Genomic DNA, 14651 nt, shown 5'->3' with positions numbered 1-14651 from the left:
GAACGCGAAAAGTGCACAAGACGGGCGCTACACCGGGGTCATGCCAACCGATGCGTTCTTGCGGCTTTAAGAGACAGTCATAACTCGTTGTAGTTCTTGATTTTTATTATAAATCTACAGCTCTGGTATGCTTTTCGGCCTGTGGCCTGAGGTAGCACCATGCAACTCATCGATATCGGCGTCAACCTGACCAACCCCAGTTTTGCCGGCAAACAGCAGGAAATACTCGACCGTGCCTATGCCGCCGGAGTCTGCCAACTGATTGTGACAGGCACCAGTCTGGAGGGCAGCGAACAGGCCTTGGAGCTATGCCGGGAGCTGGATCAGAGCGGTCAGAGACTGTTCGCCAGCGCCGGCATTCACCCCCACTCCGCCAGTGACTGGAGCACCGACAGCGCCGCTCGTCTGAAAGCCTTGCTGATGGAGCCGAACGTCTGTGCGGTCGGCGAGTGCGGCCTGGATTTCAATCGGGATTTCTCCCCGCGCCCGCAGCAGGAAAAAGTCCTCGAGGAACACCTGGCCCTGGCCGTGGAGTTGCAGCGCCCGGTGTTCCTCCACGAGCGTGACGCCAACACCCGCCTGCTGGAGATCCTGCGCGACTACCGCGATCATCTGCCCGCCGCCGTGGTGCACTGTTTCACCGGTGAGCAGAAGGCGCTGTTCAGCTACCTCGACCTGGACCTGCATATCGGCATCACCGGCTGGATCTGCGATGAGCGCCGTGGCACCCACTTGCATCCGCTGGTGCGGGAGATCCCCCGTGGTCGCCTGATGCTCGAAAGCGACGCACCCTACCTGCTGCCGCGCAGCCTGCGGCCCAAGCCGAAGAACGGTCGCAACGAACCGGCGTATCTGGGTGAAGTGCTACGCGAAGTGGCCCTGCACCGGGGCGAAACCGAGGAAGACCTGGCGGCCCACACAACGGCCTGCGCCCGCGCCTTCTTCAATTTGCCTAGCCTCGCCTGACCCCTCTGACACACCGCGACATTGACCCACATCAACAATCGTCTTCCTCAGTAGCGGCACAATAATGGCACCTTGCCAAAACTGTTTCCGCTCAATCAGAGAAGACCTTCCATGGGTGCCTGGCTTAGCAACATCTCGCTGAAGTACAAGTTCTGGGCCGTGAACGCGGTCGCTTTCGTCACCACCCTGCTCCTGGTGCTGTACGCCGTGCAATTGGAACAACAGGCGCGCACCGACGCCTCGCGCGCCGCGGTCCAGGCCCAGGCTTACCTGCTCGGCGCCTGGCCCGAAGGCAAGGCCTGGCCCGAGGCCGACAACCTGCTGCTGTTCAAGGCCGGCGAAACGCCGACCCTCAAGGGCCAGATGCTGCCGCGCCTGAAAGACGCCAAGGGCTGGGTCGGCTACGACTATATGCCGCTGTTCGGCGACAACCCGCTGCTCGGCGCCCAGGTGCTCGGCCGTGGCGAGCAGCAGGTCGCCGTACTCGCCTATGCCCCCAGCCTGGCCCAGGTGTTCGGCGAGCGTTTCGCCCACTATGCGGCGGCCGTATTCATCCTGATGCTGGCGATGCTCGGCGCCTCGCAGTTGCTGATCCGCTTCCTCCTCAGCCAACTCAATACCCTCAAGGACGTGATGCTCCACGTGGAGAAGACCGGCGACCTCTCGGCCAGGGTGCCGCTGGCCTGCAAGGACGAAGTCGGACAAATGGCCAGCGCCTTCAATGCGATGCAGGCCGGCTATCAGCGAGTGGTCGGCACGGTAGCGCGTACGGCGGCACAACTGGACGTCGGCGCCGCCAGCCTGGCCTCGAGCATGAACGACGTGCGCCACGGCATGCTCGGCCAGCAGAGCGAAACCGACCAGGCCGCCACGGCCATCAACGAGATGTCGGCCACGGTCTATCACATCGCCCAGCACGCCGGCGCTACGCGTGACCTGTCGAAAACCGCCGACGACCTGGCCGGCAGCGGGCAGGCGGTGGTCAGCCGGGTCCAGCAGTCGATCACCGGGTTGTCCAGCGGCGTACAGCAGACCGCGACGATGATCCAGCAACTGGCCGAGGACAGCCAGAAGATCAATGGCGTGGTCAGCGTGATCCACAGCATCGCCGAACAGACCAACCTGCTGGCACTCAATGCCGCCATCGAAGCGGCTCGGGCCGGGGAAATGGGCCGCGGTTTCGCGGTGGTCGCCGATGAAGTGCGCAACCTGGCCAAGCGGGTGCAGACCTCCACCGACGAAATCACCGGCATGGTCTCGGCGTTGCAGGCCGGCACCCGTGACGCCGTGGACTTCATGCAGGAAAGCTCATTCAAGGCCGACGACTGCGTGCAGCAGGCCCGGGAAGCCGGCGAGGCGCTGGCGCAGATCACCAGCGCGGTGGCCCAGATGCGCGAAAGCAACACCCAGATCGCCGTGGCCGCCGAGCAGCAGAGCCAGGTGGCAGAAGAAATGAACCGGGCGGTGGTGAGCATCCGCGACGTGACCGAGAACACCGTGCAACAGACCGTGGACTCGGCCACCACCAGCCATGACCTGGCCAAGCTGGCGGGAGAGCTGAGCAAGGCGATTGGCCAGCTCAAACTATAAGACCGATAGGAAGAGTTGATTCGCGCGGGTTACGGGTCCGGCTTAATCTCTGTTCACCGACTACACGAACAGAGGACACGATCATGGGCCAACGTCACCCCAACTTCCCCGCCTGGCAATGGCGAGTTGCACCCCAAGCGACCAACGATGGCACTGGCGAAGGCATGCAACTGCTGGCGCTGATCCTGTTCGCGCTGTCCTTCCTGCTGGTGAGCTCCGGCGTATTTGCCCACAACCCGACCGATTTCGCCGTCGGCGTGCTGGGCCTGGCAGCCGCCTTCAGCCTGCGTAGCAAAGGCCAACGCCTGGTGCTGGAAGCCTGAACCCTCAGGGTTTTCTGTAGACGCTGGCGGTCGATGCAAGCCTTACCGGCCTCATCGCCAGCAAGCCGGCTCCTACAAGTCCGTGTTTCAACACAAAGACGTCGCCATGCCCAGCCTCCCTGTAGGAGCTGGCTTGCCAGCGATGGCGTCCGGACAGGCAACACAGATCACACGGGCTCCTACAAGGGCCAACGCTGCATCAGCCAAACACGGTAACGGTTTGTCGGCTCAACGCAATCAGCCGTCCATCCGCGCTCCACAATGCCGCAGCCACATGGCCATAACCGTCGCAGGCATGCTCGATCAGTGCGCGGTATTTGCACCAGTCCAGGGTATCGAGTTCAAGCAACGGCTGAACGAACTCCACAGTCCAGGTCAGGGTGCTGCCGGGCGCCGGTTTGCCCAGATGCGGCAACACCGCTGGCGGCCAGGCGTCCACCAGCGCCAACAGATGCGCCTCGGTCAACGGCTCTTGCCGGACATCCCCCTTCAACCGCACCCAACCGCCCATTTCACGGGACGTATTGCCGGTGAAAGGCATACCGCCAATCCCCCAACGCATCGACAAATGGTTCATGAACTCCGGCATCACCCCCGGGATATACGGTGCCTCCGGACATTCGTCCCAGTGTTTGAACAAGGGCGCCGGCTCAGCCACCACCGCCACCACCGAGGCCCGGGAAGCACCAAAGCTGCCCTGCACCAGCGTCACCACCTGACCGTTCTGTACCGCCCGGCCGAGCACCTGGCTGACCGCCTTGCCCTCGCGCAACACCTCGACTTCGAAGTCGATGGGCACCCCAGGCTCCGCCGGTCCGACAAAGGTCACCGCCAGCGAACGCAAGGGTCGCTCGGCCGGCACCCGGGCGCGCATCGCCTCGTATTGCAGCGCGACCACCAGGCCACCGAAACTGGCGCGTCCCTGCCCCCAGTCGGCAGGAATGGAAAGCCCCTTGGGCTGACGACGAACCGCATCGAGCAAATCTGAAAAGCGCATGCTGACCTCAGTTGGAAAAAGTCCTACGCAATAGTAATCAGCTCACTCGCCCATCACAGCACTCATACCGGCCAAAGCAGCCGTCAAACAGGCCGTCGGCACTCAGCTGAAACAGGTCTCGCTCAAGCGGTCCAGCACCCGGTCGGCCTTGCTCTCGGCCAGGGCCATGGTCCTGCGCCAACCCGTGACACAGGATTGCAAGTCCGGTTCCTGTTCCGCCCGTAGCAACCATTGCCAGCAATCGTGCCAGTCGCCCAGCGCTTCCTGGGCCGACTTCAGGGATTTCAAGGAGCGTGCCGGCAAGCGGCTCAATTGCGGATAGGCTTCGGCCGCGTAGCGAACGCGCTTGATCAACAGCCGCAACCGATGGCGGTCATGCAACGGATCGTGCAGCGCTTCATCCAGCGCCGCCCATTGTTTTTCCAGACGTTTGTCGATGCGTTTGTCCAGGCCCTTCAACAGGCCCTGGTGCTGCGAAGCCCGGAGAAAACGCGGAAAGGCATCGAGCACACTGAACAATTGTTTCAACTCGGCACTGCGCGCCACGGCCCAGTAATCATCGGATAACTGTTCCGTGCGCCGCGCCGCCGCCACGTGATGCCCCTGCCGATGCAGGTAGGCCGCCAGCACTTCGCGATCGCGAATCGGCGTGGTCAGGCTGCCGACCTGCTGCGCCGCCTGCTCGACCTGTTCGACCCCCGGCAAACCGCGCAACGGCCGCAACAGGCTGCGCAGACGCCGGACCGTGGTGCGCAAGTCATGCAGGCCCTCCTCGTCGGTCAGCGCATCCACTCGCGCATGACAGGCCAACAAGCGCACTTCGAGGCTCAGGACCTCAACCACCAACTCATCCACCAGGGCAGACATTCGACACTCACTCCCAAATCGAACTTCCAAGACTACGACGCAATGACCGCAACCGCTGTTGCAATGCATCCATCGACGGGGTCTGTTCAGCATAGCGCTGGGCCACGAAGCTCTGGATAAATGCATTGATATTTTCCGCCTGGCGCGGCAATTGTCGCGCCGCCCGCTCGCCAAAAGCCTGCGGGCCTTCACCCGGCTCACGCACCAGGCCGCGTCGACGCAGCAACTTTTCGAAGGCGGCGAACACCCGCAACGACGGCTCGGAGGTGTTCCTCCAGGGGCGCAGCAATAGCAGGGAAAGCAGCCCCAGGATCAGCACCAACCCGACCGGCAGGACCCACACGCTCAGGTCGCCGAACCAGCGTCCCAGCACCTGCAATTGCTGTTCGCCCTGATAACCCAGGACCCAGCGCTGCCAACCATAATTGAGATTATCCCAGCCCTGGCGCAGGTCATTGAGCCAGGTCAGGTGCTGGTAACGCAGCGGTGAGAGGGGCGAGGCCCCGAGCAGATCTTCGTCGGCCGCCAGGGCTTGCTCCAGTCCCTGGTCGATCCGTTGCGGTGCCACCGCATAGGTCGGGTCGGCACTGCGCCAACCCTGCCCGTCCTGCCAGTATTCGACCCAGGCGTGGGCATCGTACTGGCGCACCGTGAGGAAGTTGCCCGCAGGGTTCAGCTCCCCCCCTTGGTAGCCGGCCACCATCCGCGCCGGGATCCCCGCCGCCCGTAGCACGTAGACCATGGCCCCGGCGTAATGCGCGCAAAAGCCCTGGCGGCTGTCGAAGAGGAACGCGTCGATGCTGTCGGCGCCCAGGGTCGGCGGCTTGAGGGTGTAGTGATACGGCTCGTCGTGAAAATGTTTGAGCAGCGCCGCCACCAGTGCCTGGGGCTGTGGATAAGCTTGCCGCAATTGTGCCGCCCACTGGCGGCTGCGCGGATCGCCCTCGGCCGGCAACTGCAAGGCCTGGCGTCGGGCCCGGTCGCTGAGCTGCGGATCGCGCACCACCTGCGGCCAGGACTCGGCCCGATAGAGCAAAACCTGCTGCACCGGACGCTGGCGCTGCACCCGATAGTCCGCCAACTGGTGTACATCGGCCTGATCGGTGCGGGCTACATCCAGCGCCGGTAACCAGGGTTTGCCACTGGCCTGGAGGATGATGCTGTAGCGCCAGGACGCGCCGCCGGGCTGCCATTTCGGCGCCGGACTGTAGGTCACCGACGGCGCCTGGCTCCAGCGCCGGCCGTCGAATTGCTCCAGGGTCAGCGCCCGCCAGTACAGGTCGCGACGCGCCGGCAGGGGGCCGTCGAAGCTGGCGCGAAAGGCCAGCTCCGCGGAACGCCCCAGCTCGGCCACGTCCCCCGGCGACATACTCTCGGACAAGCCGCTCTGCGCCTTGTCGATGGCCAACGGCAACGACCACAGCGGGGCGATACGGGGGAAAAACAGGAACAGCAGGAGCATCAGCGGCAAGGCTTGCAGCAGCAGGGTCGTGGACAGCCGAAGGGTCGCCAGGGGCCGGGTCGTCGAACCTTGCTGCAAACCGATCAAGGCCGCCAGCAGCGCCCCCACCGGCAACAGGCTGTAGAACGCCCAGGGCAAGCTGTCCTCGAACAGATAGGCCACCGCGACACAGAACAGCCCGAGGAAAATCAGCACCAGGGCATCGCGACGGGTGCGGGTCTCCACCAGCTTGAGCATGAACATCGCCACCAGCAGCACCGCCCCGGCGTCCAGCCCGATCAGGCTGCTGCGCGAGAGCCAGATGCCGCTGATAGTCACCAGCAGCAGAAGCACTTCCATCAGCCGTCCGGGAAAACGCGCACGCATTCGGTAGACCTGGATCCGCCAGACCGTGCAGCCAAGCCACAACGCCACCATCCACAGCGGCACATGAAACCAGAACGGCACCATCACCAAGGTCTGGGCCACCAGCAGCCAGACCAGGCTGGCACGGGAGATCAGCGGCGCGACATTCATGGGGCTTTCCCGAACAGCGCGAGGGCCCGCAGGCATGCCTCGCCATGGGCCGCACCGCTGTCGCTGTCCAGTACCTGGTCAGGCAGGCGCAGGGAGAACGCGGTCTCGCGGCGGGACAATTCCAGCACCCAATAACACAGACGTGACAGACGCTGCTCGACGTCCCCACCGAGGGCGAGGAAATCCAGGCACAGTTCACGGCCATCGAGCCGGGCGAACTCCTTGACCAGCAGGCCCTGCCCACGGGAATAGGCTTTCCAGTGCAGGCGCCGCCAGGAGTCGCCGGGTTGATAGACCTTCAAGCCCTGATAGTCGTCGACACCCTGGCCGTGGGCGCGCATGCCCTCTTCGCGGTCGTCGCTGAGCACACTGGCCAGGGTTGGCAGTTGGCCTTCCAGGGGCTGTGGATAAACCAGCACCTTCTGGCCCAGGTCGAGTCGGCTCCAGGTCCGCAGGATCCCCAGCGGGAAACTGCTCTCGACGCCGAAACGCGGCGCGTGCAGCCAACCTCGCACCAGGGTCGGCAGATTCAACTCCAGTTCACAGAACCCCGCCGCCGGCACATCGATACTGTGCAAGTCCTGCTTCGACCAGCCCAGGCCAATGGCGCGATGGGTTTTCCCGGCACTTTCCAGGCGCACGACAAAACGCGCCTGCTCGCCGACAAACACCGCTGGCCCGGTCCCGGCGCTGAGCACCAGCCCTTGCAAGTTACGAAAGGTATGCAGGATCGCCACCACGAACACCGACAGCAGCAGGAAACACAGGGCGTAGGCCAGGCTGTTCTGGTAGTTGATGGCGACCATCAAAATCAGCGCCAGCAAGGCCGCGAAGACCCCGCCCGCACGATTGGGCATGATGAAGATCTGTCGCTGGGTCAGCTGGATCCGCGTCGAGGGCGGCAGGCGCCGCGCCAGCCAGGCCTGCCAGGACCCGCGCAGGCGCCGGATCAAAGCGCCGGCACCTCGCGCAGCAGCCACTGCACCAGGGCGCCACCGCCCTGCCCGGTCGGATCGGCGCGCTCGCGCAAGCGATGGCTGACCACCGAGGGCAATACCGCCTGGACGTCTTCCGGGACCACATAGTCGCGCCCGGCCAACAACGCCCAGGCCCGGGCGGCGGCGAGGATCGCCAGGCTGGCGCGGGGTGACAGGCCCCAGGCGAATTGTGGTTGATCACGGGTCGCCCCGACCAGGCGCAGCACGTAGTCCACCAACGGATCGCTGGTGCGCACCTGCTTGACCTGCTGTTGCAGGGCCGACAGTTCGGCATGGCTGAGGATCGCTTGCAACTGTGGCAGCAGATCGCGGCGCGACACTCCTTGCAGCAAGGCCTTTTCCGCGGCGCGGGCCGGGTAGCCGAGGGACACCCGCATCAGGAAACGATCGAGCTGCGATTCCGGCAAGGCGAAGGTACCGCCCTGGCTGCTGGGGTTTTGCGTGGCGATCACGAAGAACGGCGACGGCAAGGGCCGAGTGGCGCCTTCGATGGTCACCTGCCCCTCTTCCATGGCTTCGAGCAAGGCGCTCTGGCTCTTGGGGGTGGCCCGGTTGATTTCGTCGGCCAGCACCAGCTCGGCGAAAATCGGCCCCGGGTGGAACACGAACAACCCGCTGTCCTTGTCGAACACCGAGGTGCCGAGGATATCGCTGGGCAACAGGTCGGAGGTGAACTGGATACGCTGGAAGCTCAGGCCAAGGACCTTGGCCAGGGTGTGACTGAGGGTGGTCTTGCCCATGCCGGGCAGGTCTTCGATCAGCAAGTGACCGTTGGCCAGGAGACAGGTCAGGGCCAGGCGAACCTGTGCTTCCTTGCCCAACACCACCTGGTTGACGGCCTGCAGGCAGGCTTCCAGTTTACTGCGCATAGGCAGACATCCGAACGTGGAGGGAAGCCGAGGATACTACCGTTTTGGGCGGATAAGGCGATCCCTGCCACGCGGGCTGCCTGAAACACCGCAGCGTCCTCACGTTCATCGCGAGCAAGCTCGCTCCTACAGTAGGCCGGTAAACAGTAGGGACCGCGTCCAAGCAAAAGCGCGCGCGTCAAACATAGCCGCGCGCTCAATCCACTCAACGCCCGGCGCGGGACTCTCGGATGTAGAAGCGCGCTTTCTCGGCCTTGTTGGTACAGCCCTCATAGGCTTCGAACTGCTGCTGGGTCTTGGCCCCGGTCAGCAGTGACAGCGCCTTGGAATAACTCACGGTCCCGGCAAAACCTTCGGCCTTGGCCAGGTCCAGTTCGTGCCAGGCGGCATCCAACTCGGTACCACAACTGTCCCGGTAGGCAGTTTTGCCCGCACAACCGGCCAACGCCAACGCAATCAATGGCACACAGATCCAGGCTTTCATCGATGACACCTCAGGTAAAAATAAACACTCGTGCACATTAAGACGGCACGCCGGGCAAAAAGTGCCTTGGCCTTTCACTCAAGCTTAATCAATCAAGATGACGATGGCTGGAGTCAATCCGATTCGACAGGCAAAGAACAGCCGATGCCACGATTGTACCTGCCTTCCCGGAGGTGCATTGTGAGTAACAGCTTGTTCAAGGACTGAGTCATGAAAAAACGTGTCGCGCTGGTGCTGGGCTCGGGTGGGGCTCGTGGGTATGCCCATATCGGGGTGATAGAGGAAATAGAAAGACGCGGTTATGAAATCGCCTGCATCGCCGGTTGTTCCATGGGCGCGGTGGTCGGTGGCATCTATGCCGCCGGCAAGCTTGACGAATATCGCCGCTGGATCGAAAGCCTCGACTATCTGGATGTGCTGCGCCTGGTGGACGTGAGCTTTCGCCTTGGCGCGATTCGCGGCGAAAAGGTCTTCGGGCAGATCCGCAAGATCGTCGGCGAGATCAATATCGAGGACCTGCGCATTCCCTACACGGCGGTCGCTACCGACCTGACCAACCAGCAGGAAATCTGGTTCCAGGAAGGTTGCCTGCACCAGGCGATGCGCGCCTCGGCGGCGATTCCCAGCCTGTTCACCCCGGTCATGCAGGGCAACCGCATGCTGGTGGACGGCGGTATTCTCAACCCTTTGCCGATCGTGCCGGTGGTCTCCAGCCACTGCGACCTGATCATCGCCGTCAACCTCAACGCCACCAACCAGAAGCAGTACCAGCTACCGGTTATCCAACGGCCGCCGGCGTTCAAGAGCCGCTTCAACAACCTGCTCAGTTCCATGGGCTCGCGCCTGCCATTCCGGCGTAAACAGGCTGAAGAGTTATTGCGCCTGGAGCAGCAGACCCTCGCCAGTGAAGCCGCCCAGGTCGGTAATCCCTGGCTCGACGGTGCCGAATCCCAAAGCCAGCAACCGGCCGCCGCACCACAAGACGACGGTGCGCCGAAATCCGCGACCGGCTCGTTCATCATCGACAACGTCGGCCCGGCCTCGCTGCTGGATCTGATCAACCAGAGTTTCGAGGTGATGCAAACCTCGCTGGCGCAATACAAGATCGCCGGCTACCCGCCGGATATCCTGATCAACGTGCCGAAGCGGGTGTGCCGTTTCTTCGAGTTCTACAAGGCGCCGGAGCTGATCGCCCTGGGACGCTTGATTGCCAGCGATACGATGGATCGCTACGAGGAAGAAGGGCGCCAGGGCTAGTTATCGAGCAACCGGTAGCCGACACCTGCTTCGGTCACGATAAATCGCGGCGCGGTGGGATCATCCGCCAGTTTCTGACGCAAATGCCCGACCACGATCCGCAGATAATGGCTGTCTTCGGTATGGGTCGGCCCCCAGATATCCTTGAGCAACTGCTGCTGGGTGATCACCCGCCCGGGATGCCGCGCCAGTTGCGCCAGCACCGCATACTCCTTGCGGGTCAACGCCACTTCCGTGCCGTCGAGCAGCACCCGCCGGTAAGCCAGGTCGACGGTCAACGGACCAAAGCTCAATGCCGCCTCCTGGGCCTCGCCGCTCGGCGCCTGGCGCAACAAGGCACGAATTCGCGCAAGAAACTCCTGGATACCGAACGGCTTGGTCACGTAGTCGTTGGCCCCGCCATCCAGCGCCTCGACCTTTTGCCCCTCACTGGCCCGCACCGAGAGCACCAGCACCGGCGCGGTGGACCATTCGCGAAACTCACGCAACACCTGCTGGCCGTCCATGTCCGGCAAGCCGAGGTCGAGCACCAGCAGGTCCGGCTTGTTCAACGCGGCGTGGGCCAGGCCCTCGGCGCCGGTGCCGGCCTCCAGCACCTTGTAGCCCTGGGACACCAGGCTGATGCGCAGGAACTTGCGAATCTGCGGTTCGTCATCGATGACCAGGATGGTCGCAATCTGGGTCATGGTCTTAACATCATGGCTATCGGTCGCCAAAGCATATCAGGCTTCACTTTCAATGCCCGGTTGCTCCTGCAAAGGGAGGAACAGGGTGATACAGGTGCCGTGGCCGTCGATGCCGTCATCCACGCCGATATGCCCGCCGTGCGCACCGACCATGCCCTGGCAGATCGCCAGGCCCAGGCCCGTACCCTGCCCGCCGCGATCGCCACGGGCCGCGGTGTAGAACATGTCGAAAATCTTGTGCCGCTCATCGGCTGGAATCCCCGGTCCTTCGTCACTGACGGAAAAGAACAGCTCCGTGTCGGTGCTGCCGGCACGCAGTTGCAGGCGGCCTTGAGGCGGTGAAAAGCGCGCGGCGTTTTCCATGACATTGATCAGCGCCTGTTCGATCAGCGCCGCGTGCACATAGAGTAGCGGCAACTGCGCCGGCAACTCGGTGCTGACCTGCAAGGGCGCCAACACTGCCCGCAATCGGTTCAGCGCACTGCCGATGATATCCGCCGGTGCGACCCAGTCGCGGGCCAGCTTCAGCGCACCGTGGCCCAGGCGGGTCATGTCCAGCAGGTTCTGGATATAGCGGTCCAGGCGCTCGGCTTCGTCGCGGGTGCCTTCCAGTAGTTCCTGGCGATCGTCCAGGGGAATCGCCTCGCCCAGCGCCAGCAGGCTGTCGATGCTGCCGCGCATGGAGGTCAGCGGCGTGCGCAGGTCGTGGGACACCGAGGCCAGCAAGGCACTGCGCAGTTGCTCGGTTTCGCCGTGCAGGCGCGCGGCTTCCAGGTCATCGGCCAACTGGGCCCGGGCCAGCGCCTGGGCCAGCGGCTGGCTGAGGGCGGTCAACAGGCGCCGACGCTGCCCGCTCAGGGTCTGGCCGTCCTTGGGCCGCACCCCCAGCAAGGCCATCGGGCCCTCTTCCGCCGACAACGGCCACCACCACCATCGCCCGAACGGCAAGGTCCCGGTGCCCATGCCCGCCGGCTGGTCGTGTTGCCAGGCCCAGTCAGCGGCGGCCCGCTCGGACTCGGAGAAGGTCTGCGGACCGCCGGTCTCGACTTTCCAGCCACCCTGGCCATCGCGGTTCAGCAGGCAGATTTGCAGCTCTTCCCAACCACTGAGGTGCTGGGAAGCGGCGCTGACCACCGCCTGGCGATCCGTGGCCGCCGTCAGCTTGCGCGACAGGTCGAGCAGTTCGCTGGTTTCTTCCTGGGTATCGCGCAGGGCCTCCAGTTGCCGCCGCTGACGGGCGGCGAGATTGCCGGTGAGCGCGGCCATCAAGAGGAAAAACAGCAACGTCAGGACATCTTCCTCACGCTGGATGGCGAAGGAAAATTTCGGCGGGATAAACAGAAAGTCGTAACTCAGGAACGACAGCACCGCACAGGCCAGCGAGGGCCCCAGGCTGCTGCGCACCGCCACCAGCAACACGGCGGCCAGGAACACCAGGGAAATATTCGGCAACGGCAGGATACTGGCCACGCCCCAGGCCAGGGCCGAGGCCAGGATCGTTGCCAGCAGCGCCATCGCGTAGTCGAACCAGACCACCGTGTGCGGGGCGCGGGTACGCGTCACCGACTGTTCCTGGTCACGGTCCAGCACGTTGATTTCCAGGCCATGGGCGCTGCGCAGCAAACGCGCCGCGAGGCCGCCCCCCAACAATCGGCGACGCCAGTTCTGCCGCGACTGCCCCACCAGCACCAGGCTGGCGCGACGTTCGGCGGCGTGTTGGATCAGGGTCTTGGCGACTTCCCCGGCGCGCAGCAGCACCACTTCGCCACCAAGGCGCTCGGCCAGTTGCTGGGCGCTTTGCAAGCGCAGGCGCGACTGCTCGTCGCGCACGCTGCCGTTGTCCACATGCACCAGGCTCCAGGGCAGGTGCCGGCGCTGGGCGACCCGACTGGCATGGCGCACCAGGCGCTCGGCCTGGGTGTCACTGTCCACCCCCACCAGCAAGCGCCCGCGCAGGGCCGGCGCCGACTGGCCGAGGGTCCGGTAGCCGAGGGCGAGGTCGTTGTCGACCTGGGCCGCGGCCGTTTGCATGGCCAGCTCGCGCAGGGCCGTGAGGTTGGTCTGGGTAAAAAACGCATCGATGGCGGCGCGCGCCTGTTCCGGTACGTAGACCTTGCCGTCGCGCAAACGCTCCAGCAACTCCCGTGGCGGCAGGTCGATCAACAGCAGTTCGTCGGCTTCCTGCAGAACCCAGTCCGGCAAGGTTTCACGGACCTGCACACCGGTAATCCCGCGCACCTGGTCGTTGAGACTTTCCAGGTGCTGGACGTTGACCGTGGTGAACACGTCGATACCGGCGGCCAGCAACTCCTGGACATCCTGCCAACGTTTTACGTGACGACTGTTGGGGGCATTGCTGTGGGCCAGTTCATCAACCAGCACCAGCTTCGGCTTGGCCTTGAGCAGGCCGTCGAGGTCCATTTCCTCCAGCAGCACGCCACGGTATTCCGAGCGCACCAGCGGCTGCTGCGGCAAGCCGCTGAGCAGCGCCTCGGTTTCCGCGCGGCCGTGGGTTTCCACCACCCCGGCGAGCAGTTTCACGCCCTGGCGCAGTTGGGTGTGGGCGGCCTGCAGCATGGCGTAGGTTTTGCCGACACCGGGCGAGGCGCCCAGGAAGACCTTGAGCCGACCACGACCGTCGCGGGGCAGTTCTGCTAGGAGCGCGTCAGCGCGACCGGAATCACTCATGTCTTCGGTTCTCACTTGTGGATCTGATTGTAGGAGCAGCCGGTCGACCCTCGATGGCTCGCGATGACGGCCGAAAAATCGATGCCGCCCTCAAGGGCCCCATCGCGAGCAAGCTCGCTCCTACACAGTCAGTGTTTCACCGCAAAATGCCGTCAGGCCCGCAACTTCATGCAGGAGCTGGCTTGCCAGCGATGGCGGCCGAAAGATCGATGCCGAACTCAAGGGCCTCATCGCCGGCAAGCCGGCTCCCACAGGGTTACGGCGTTTATTTCGAAATTTCGGCCAGGGCCGCATTCAACGCCAGCACATTGACCACCGGCGGGCCAATCAGCGGTTGCTCGATATGCATTTCAACCAGCCGCTCGACATCGGCCGTCGGCAGGTTGCGCGCCTGCGCCACGCGCGCCAGTTGATAGCGAATCGCCTCAGGTGGCAAGTGTGGATCGAGGCCGCTGGCCGACGTGGTCAGCATAGACAAGGGCACCGGGCCTTGGCCGGGCACCGCCTGCTTGGTCGCGTCGTCGAAGATCCGTGTGGCCAGGGCCGGGTTGCTCGGGCCCAGGTTGCTCGATGAACTCGGTACGGTGGCAAAGGCCCCCGCCGAAGGCCGTGGGTGGAACCAGGTGTCACCGGTGAAATCCTGGGCAATCAGGGCCGAGCCACGGACCTTGCCGTCGGCATCACGCACCAGGCTGCCATTGGCCTGTTCCGGAAATACCACCTGGGCCACGCCCGTGACCACCAGGGGATAGGCGACACCGGTAATCAGGGTCATCAGGACCAACAGGCTCAAGGCCGGACGTATTACGCTGGACATGTTCAATTCCTCTAATTCAGGGGTACAGCACAACCTGCAGGAGCCGGCTTGCTGGCGATGGGGCCAGTGAGCCTTGCATCCCATGATCGGCCGCTATCGCCGGCAAGCCGGCTCCTACGGTTTTCGTACGC

The 14651-nt window shown here is 64.1% G+C and carries 13 protein-coding genes; 4 read left to right on the top strand and 9 right to left on the bottom strand.

Annotated elements, in window-relative coordinates; genetic code table 11:
- Positions 1-159: 159 nt before the first annotated feature.
- From HX866_RS22110 to HX866_RS22100, 3 genes are all read left to right on the top strand, one after another.
- Positions 160-966: a TatD family hydrolase gene (locus HX866_RS22110; protein ID WP_177105700.1), complete on the top strand. Its 807-nt coding sequence runs from the start codon at positions 160-162 to the stop codon at positions 964-966.
- Between the two features lie 111 nt (positions 967-1077).
- Positions 1078-2556 carry a methyl-accepting chemotaxis protein gene (locus tag HX866_RS22105; RefSeq protein ID WP_177094545.1) on the top strand — a complete coding sequence of 493 codons (1479 nt, stop codon included), beginning with the start codon at positions 1078-1080 and terminating at the stop codon, positions 2554-2556.
- A gap of 83 nt (positions 2557-2639) precedes the next feature.
- Positions 2640-2879, top strand: a complete 240-nt coding sequence (locus HX866_RS22100; RefSeq protein ID WP_177094543.1) for a terminase — start codon at positions 2640-2642, stop codon at positions 2877-2879.
- A 199-nt stretch (positions 2880-3078) separates the two neighbouring features.
- Here the strand turns inward: HX866_RS22100 and HX866_RS22095 are convergent, their stop codons facing one another.
- The 6 genes from HX866_RS22095 to HX866_RS22070 form a co-directional block, all read right to left on the bottom strand.
- Positions 3079-3876: an acyl-CoA thioesterase gene (locus HX866_RS22095; protein WP_177125081.1), complete on the bottom strand. Its 798-nt coding sequence runs from the start codon at positions 3874-3876 to the stop codon at positions 3079-3081.
- A gap of 102 nt (positions 3877-3978) precedes the next feature.
- Entirely contained in the window at positions 3979-4743 is a 765-nt protein-coding gene (locus HX866_RS22090) for a CHAD domain-containing protein (RefSeq protein ID WP_177094539.1), read from the bottom strand.
- A gap of 7 nt (positions 4744-4750) precedes the next feature.
- Positions 4751-6721: a transglutaminase TgpA family protein gene (locus HX866_RS22085; RefSeq protein WP_177125082.1), complete on the bottom strand. Its 1971-nt coding sequence runs from the start codon at positions 6719-6721 to the stop codon at positions 4751-4753.
- Positions 6718-7701 (bottom strand): DUF58 domain-containing protein, encoded by a 984-nt coding sequence (locus tag HX866_RS22080; RefSeq protein ID WP_177125083.1) that lies wholly within the window; start codon positions 7699-7701, stop codon positions 6718-6720. The genes HX866_RS22085 and HX866_RS22080 overlap by 4 nt, the downstream gene beginning before the upstream one ends.
- Positions 7671-8588, bottom strand: coding sequence for an AAA family ATPase (locus tag HX866_RS22075; RefSeq protein WP_177094532.1), 918 nt, complete (start codon positions 8586-8588; stop codon positions 7671-7673). Before HX866_RS22075 ends, HX866_RS22080 begins: the two co-directional genes overlap by 31 nt.
- A gap of 205 nt (positions 8589-8793) precedes the next feature.
- On the bottom strand, positions 8794-9072 hold the full coding sequence (locus tag HX866_RS22070) for a hypothetical protein (RefSeq protein WP_100940841.1): 279 nt from the start codon (positions 9070-9072) through the stop codon (positions 8794-8796).
- Between the two features lie 210 nt (positions 9073-9282).
- Here HX866_RS22070 and HX866_RS22065 point away from each other — a divergent pair, with 210 nt between their 5' ends.
- Positions 9283-10329 (top strand): patatin-like phospholipase family protein, encoded by a 1047-nt coding sequence (locus HX866_RS22065; protein WP_177094530.1) that lies wholly within the window; start codon positions 9283-9285, stop codon positions 10327-10329.
- Here HX866_RS22065 and HX866_RS22060 read toward each other — a convergent pair.
- The 3 genes from HX866_RS22060 to kdpC all read right to left on the bottom strand — a co-directional run bounded on the left by HX866_RS22060 (position 10326) and on the right by kdpC (position 14520).
- Complete coding sequence (locus HX866_RS22060) at positions 10326-11015, bottom strand: response regulator (RefSeq protein ID WP_177094528.1); 690 nt, start codon at positions 11013-11015, stop codon at positions 10326-10328. The two genes, HX866_RS22065 and HX866_RS22060, sit on opposite strands and share 4 nt — an antisense overlap.
- Before the next feature lie 36 nt (positions 11016-11051).
- Positions 11052-13703 carry a sensor histidine kinase gene (locus HX866_RS22055; protein ID WP_177125084.1) on the bottom strand — a complete coding sequence of 884 codons (2652 nt, stop codon included), beginning with the start codon at positions 13701-13703 and terminating at the stop codon, positions 11052-11054.
- 265 nt (positions 13704-13968) lie between these two features.
- Positions 13969-14520 carry a potassium-transporting ATPase subunit KdpC gene (kdpC, locus tag HX866_RS22050; RefSeq protein WP_177094524.1) on the bottom strand — a complete coding sequence of 184 codons (552 nt, stop codon included), beginning with the start codon at positions 14518-14520 and terminating at the stop codon, positions 13969-13971.
- Positions 14521-14651 lie beyond the last annotated feature (131 nt).

The sequence above is a fragment of the Pseudomonas gingeri genome (genome assembly GCF_013386165.1).
In the GTDB taxonomy this organism is placed as follows: Bacteria; Pseudomonadota; Gammaproteobacteria; order Pseudomonadales; family Pseudomonadaceae; genus Aquipseudomonas; species Aquipseudomonas gingeri_C.
This window is presented reverse-complemented; position numbering and strand designations above follow the sequence as displayed.

What these genes read in the sequence shown, in the direction of transcription:
- HX866_RS22070 (WP_100940841.1), bottom strand. Translation starts at nt 9,072, where the DNA reads ATGAAAGCCTGGATCTGTGTGCCATTGATTGCGTTGGCGTTGGCCGGT.
- HX866_RS22100 (WP_177094543.1), top strand. Translation starts at nt 2,640, where the DNA reads ATGGGCCAACGTCACCCCAACTTCCCCGCCTGGCAATGGCGAGTTGCA.
- HX866_RS22060 (WP_177094528.1), bottom strand. Translation starts at nt 11,015, where the DNA reads ATGACCCAGATTGCGACCATCCTGGTCATCGATGACGAACCGCAGATT.
- HX866_RS22055 (WP_177125084.1), bottom strand. Translation starts at nt 13,703, where the DNA reads ATGAGTGATTCCGGTCGCGCTGACGCGCTCCTAGCAGAACTGCCCCGC.
- HX866_RS22110 (WP_177105700.1), top strand. Translation starts at nt 160, where the DNA reads ATGCAACTCATCGATATCGGCGTCAACCTGACCAACCCCAGTTTTGCC.
- HX866_RS22095 (WP_177125081.1), bottom strand. Translation starts at nt 3,876, where the DNA reads ATGCGCTTTTCAGATTTGCTCGATGCGGTTCGTCGTCAGCCCAAGGGG.
- HX866_RS22090 (WP_177094539.1), bottom strand. Translation starts at nt 4,743, where the DNA reads ATGTCTGCCCTGGTGGATGAGTTGGTGGTTGAGGTCCTGAGCCTCGAA.
- HX866_RS22065 (WP_177094530.1), top strand. Translation starts at nt 9,283, where the DNA reads ATGAAAAAACGTGTCGCGCTGGTGCTGGGCTCGGGTGGGGCTCGTGGG.
- kdpC (WP_177094524.1), bottom strand. Translation starts at nt 14,520, where the DNA reads ATGTCCAGCGTAATACGTCCGGCCTTGAGCCTGTTGGTCCTGATGACC.
- HX866_RS22085 (WP_177125082.1), bottom strand. Translation starts at nt 6,721, where the DNA reads ATGAATGTCGCGCCGCTGATCTCCCGTGCCAGCCTGGTCTGGCTGCTG.
- HX866_RS22105 (WP_177094545.1), top strand. Translation starts at nt 1,078, where the DNA reads ATGGGTGCCTGGCTTAGCAACATCTCGCTGAAGTACAAGTTCTGGGCC.
- HX866_RS22075 (WP_177094532.1), bottom strand. Translation starts at nt 8,588, where the DNA reads ATGCGCAGTAAACTGGAAGCCTGCCTGCAGGCCGTCAACCAGGTGGTG.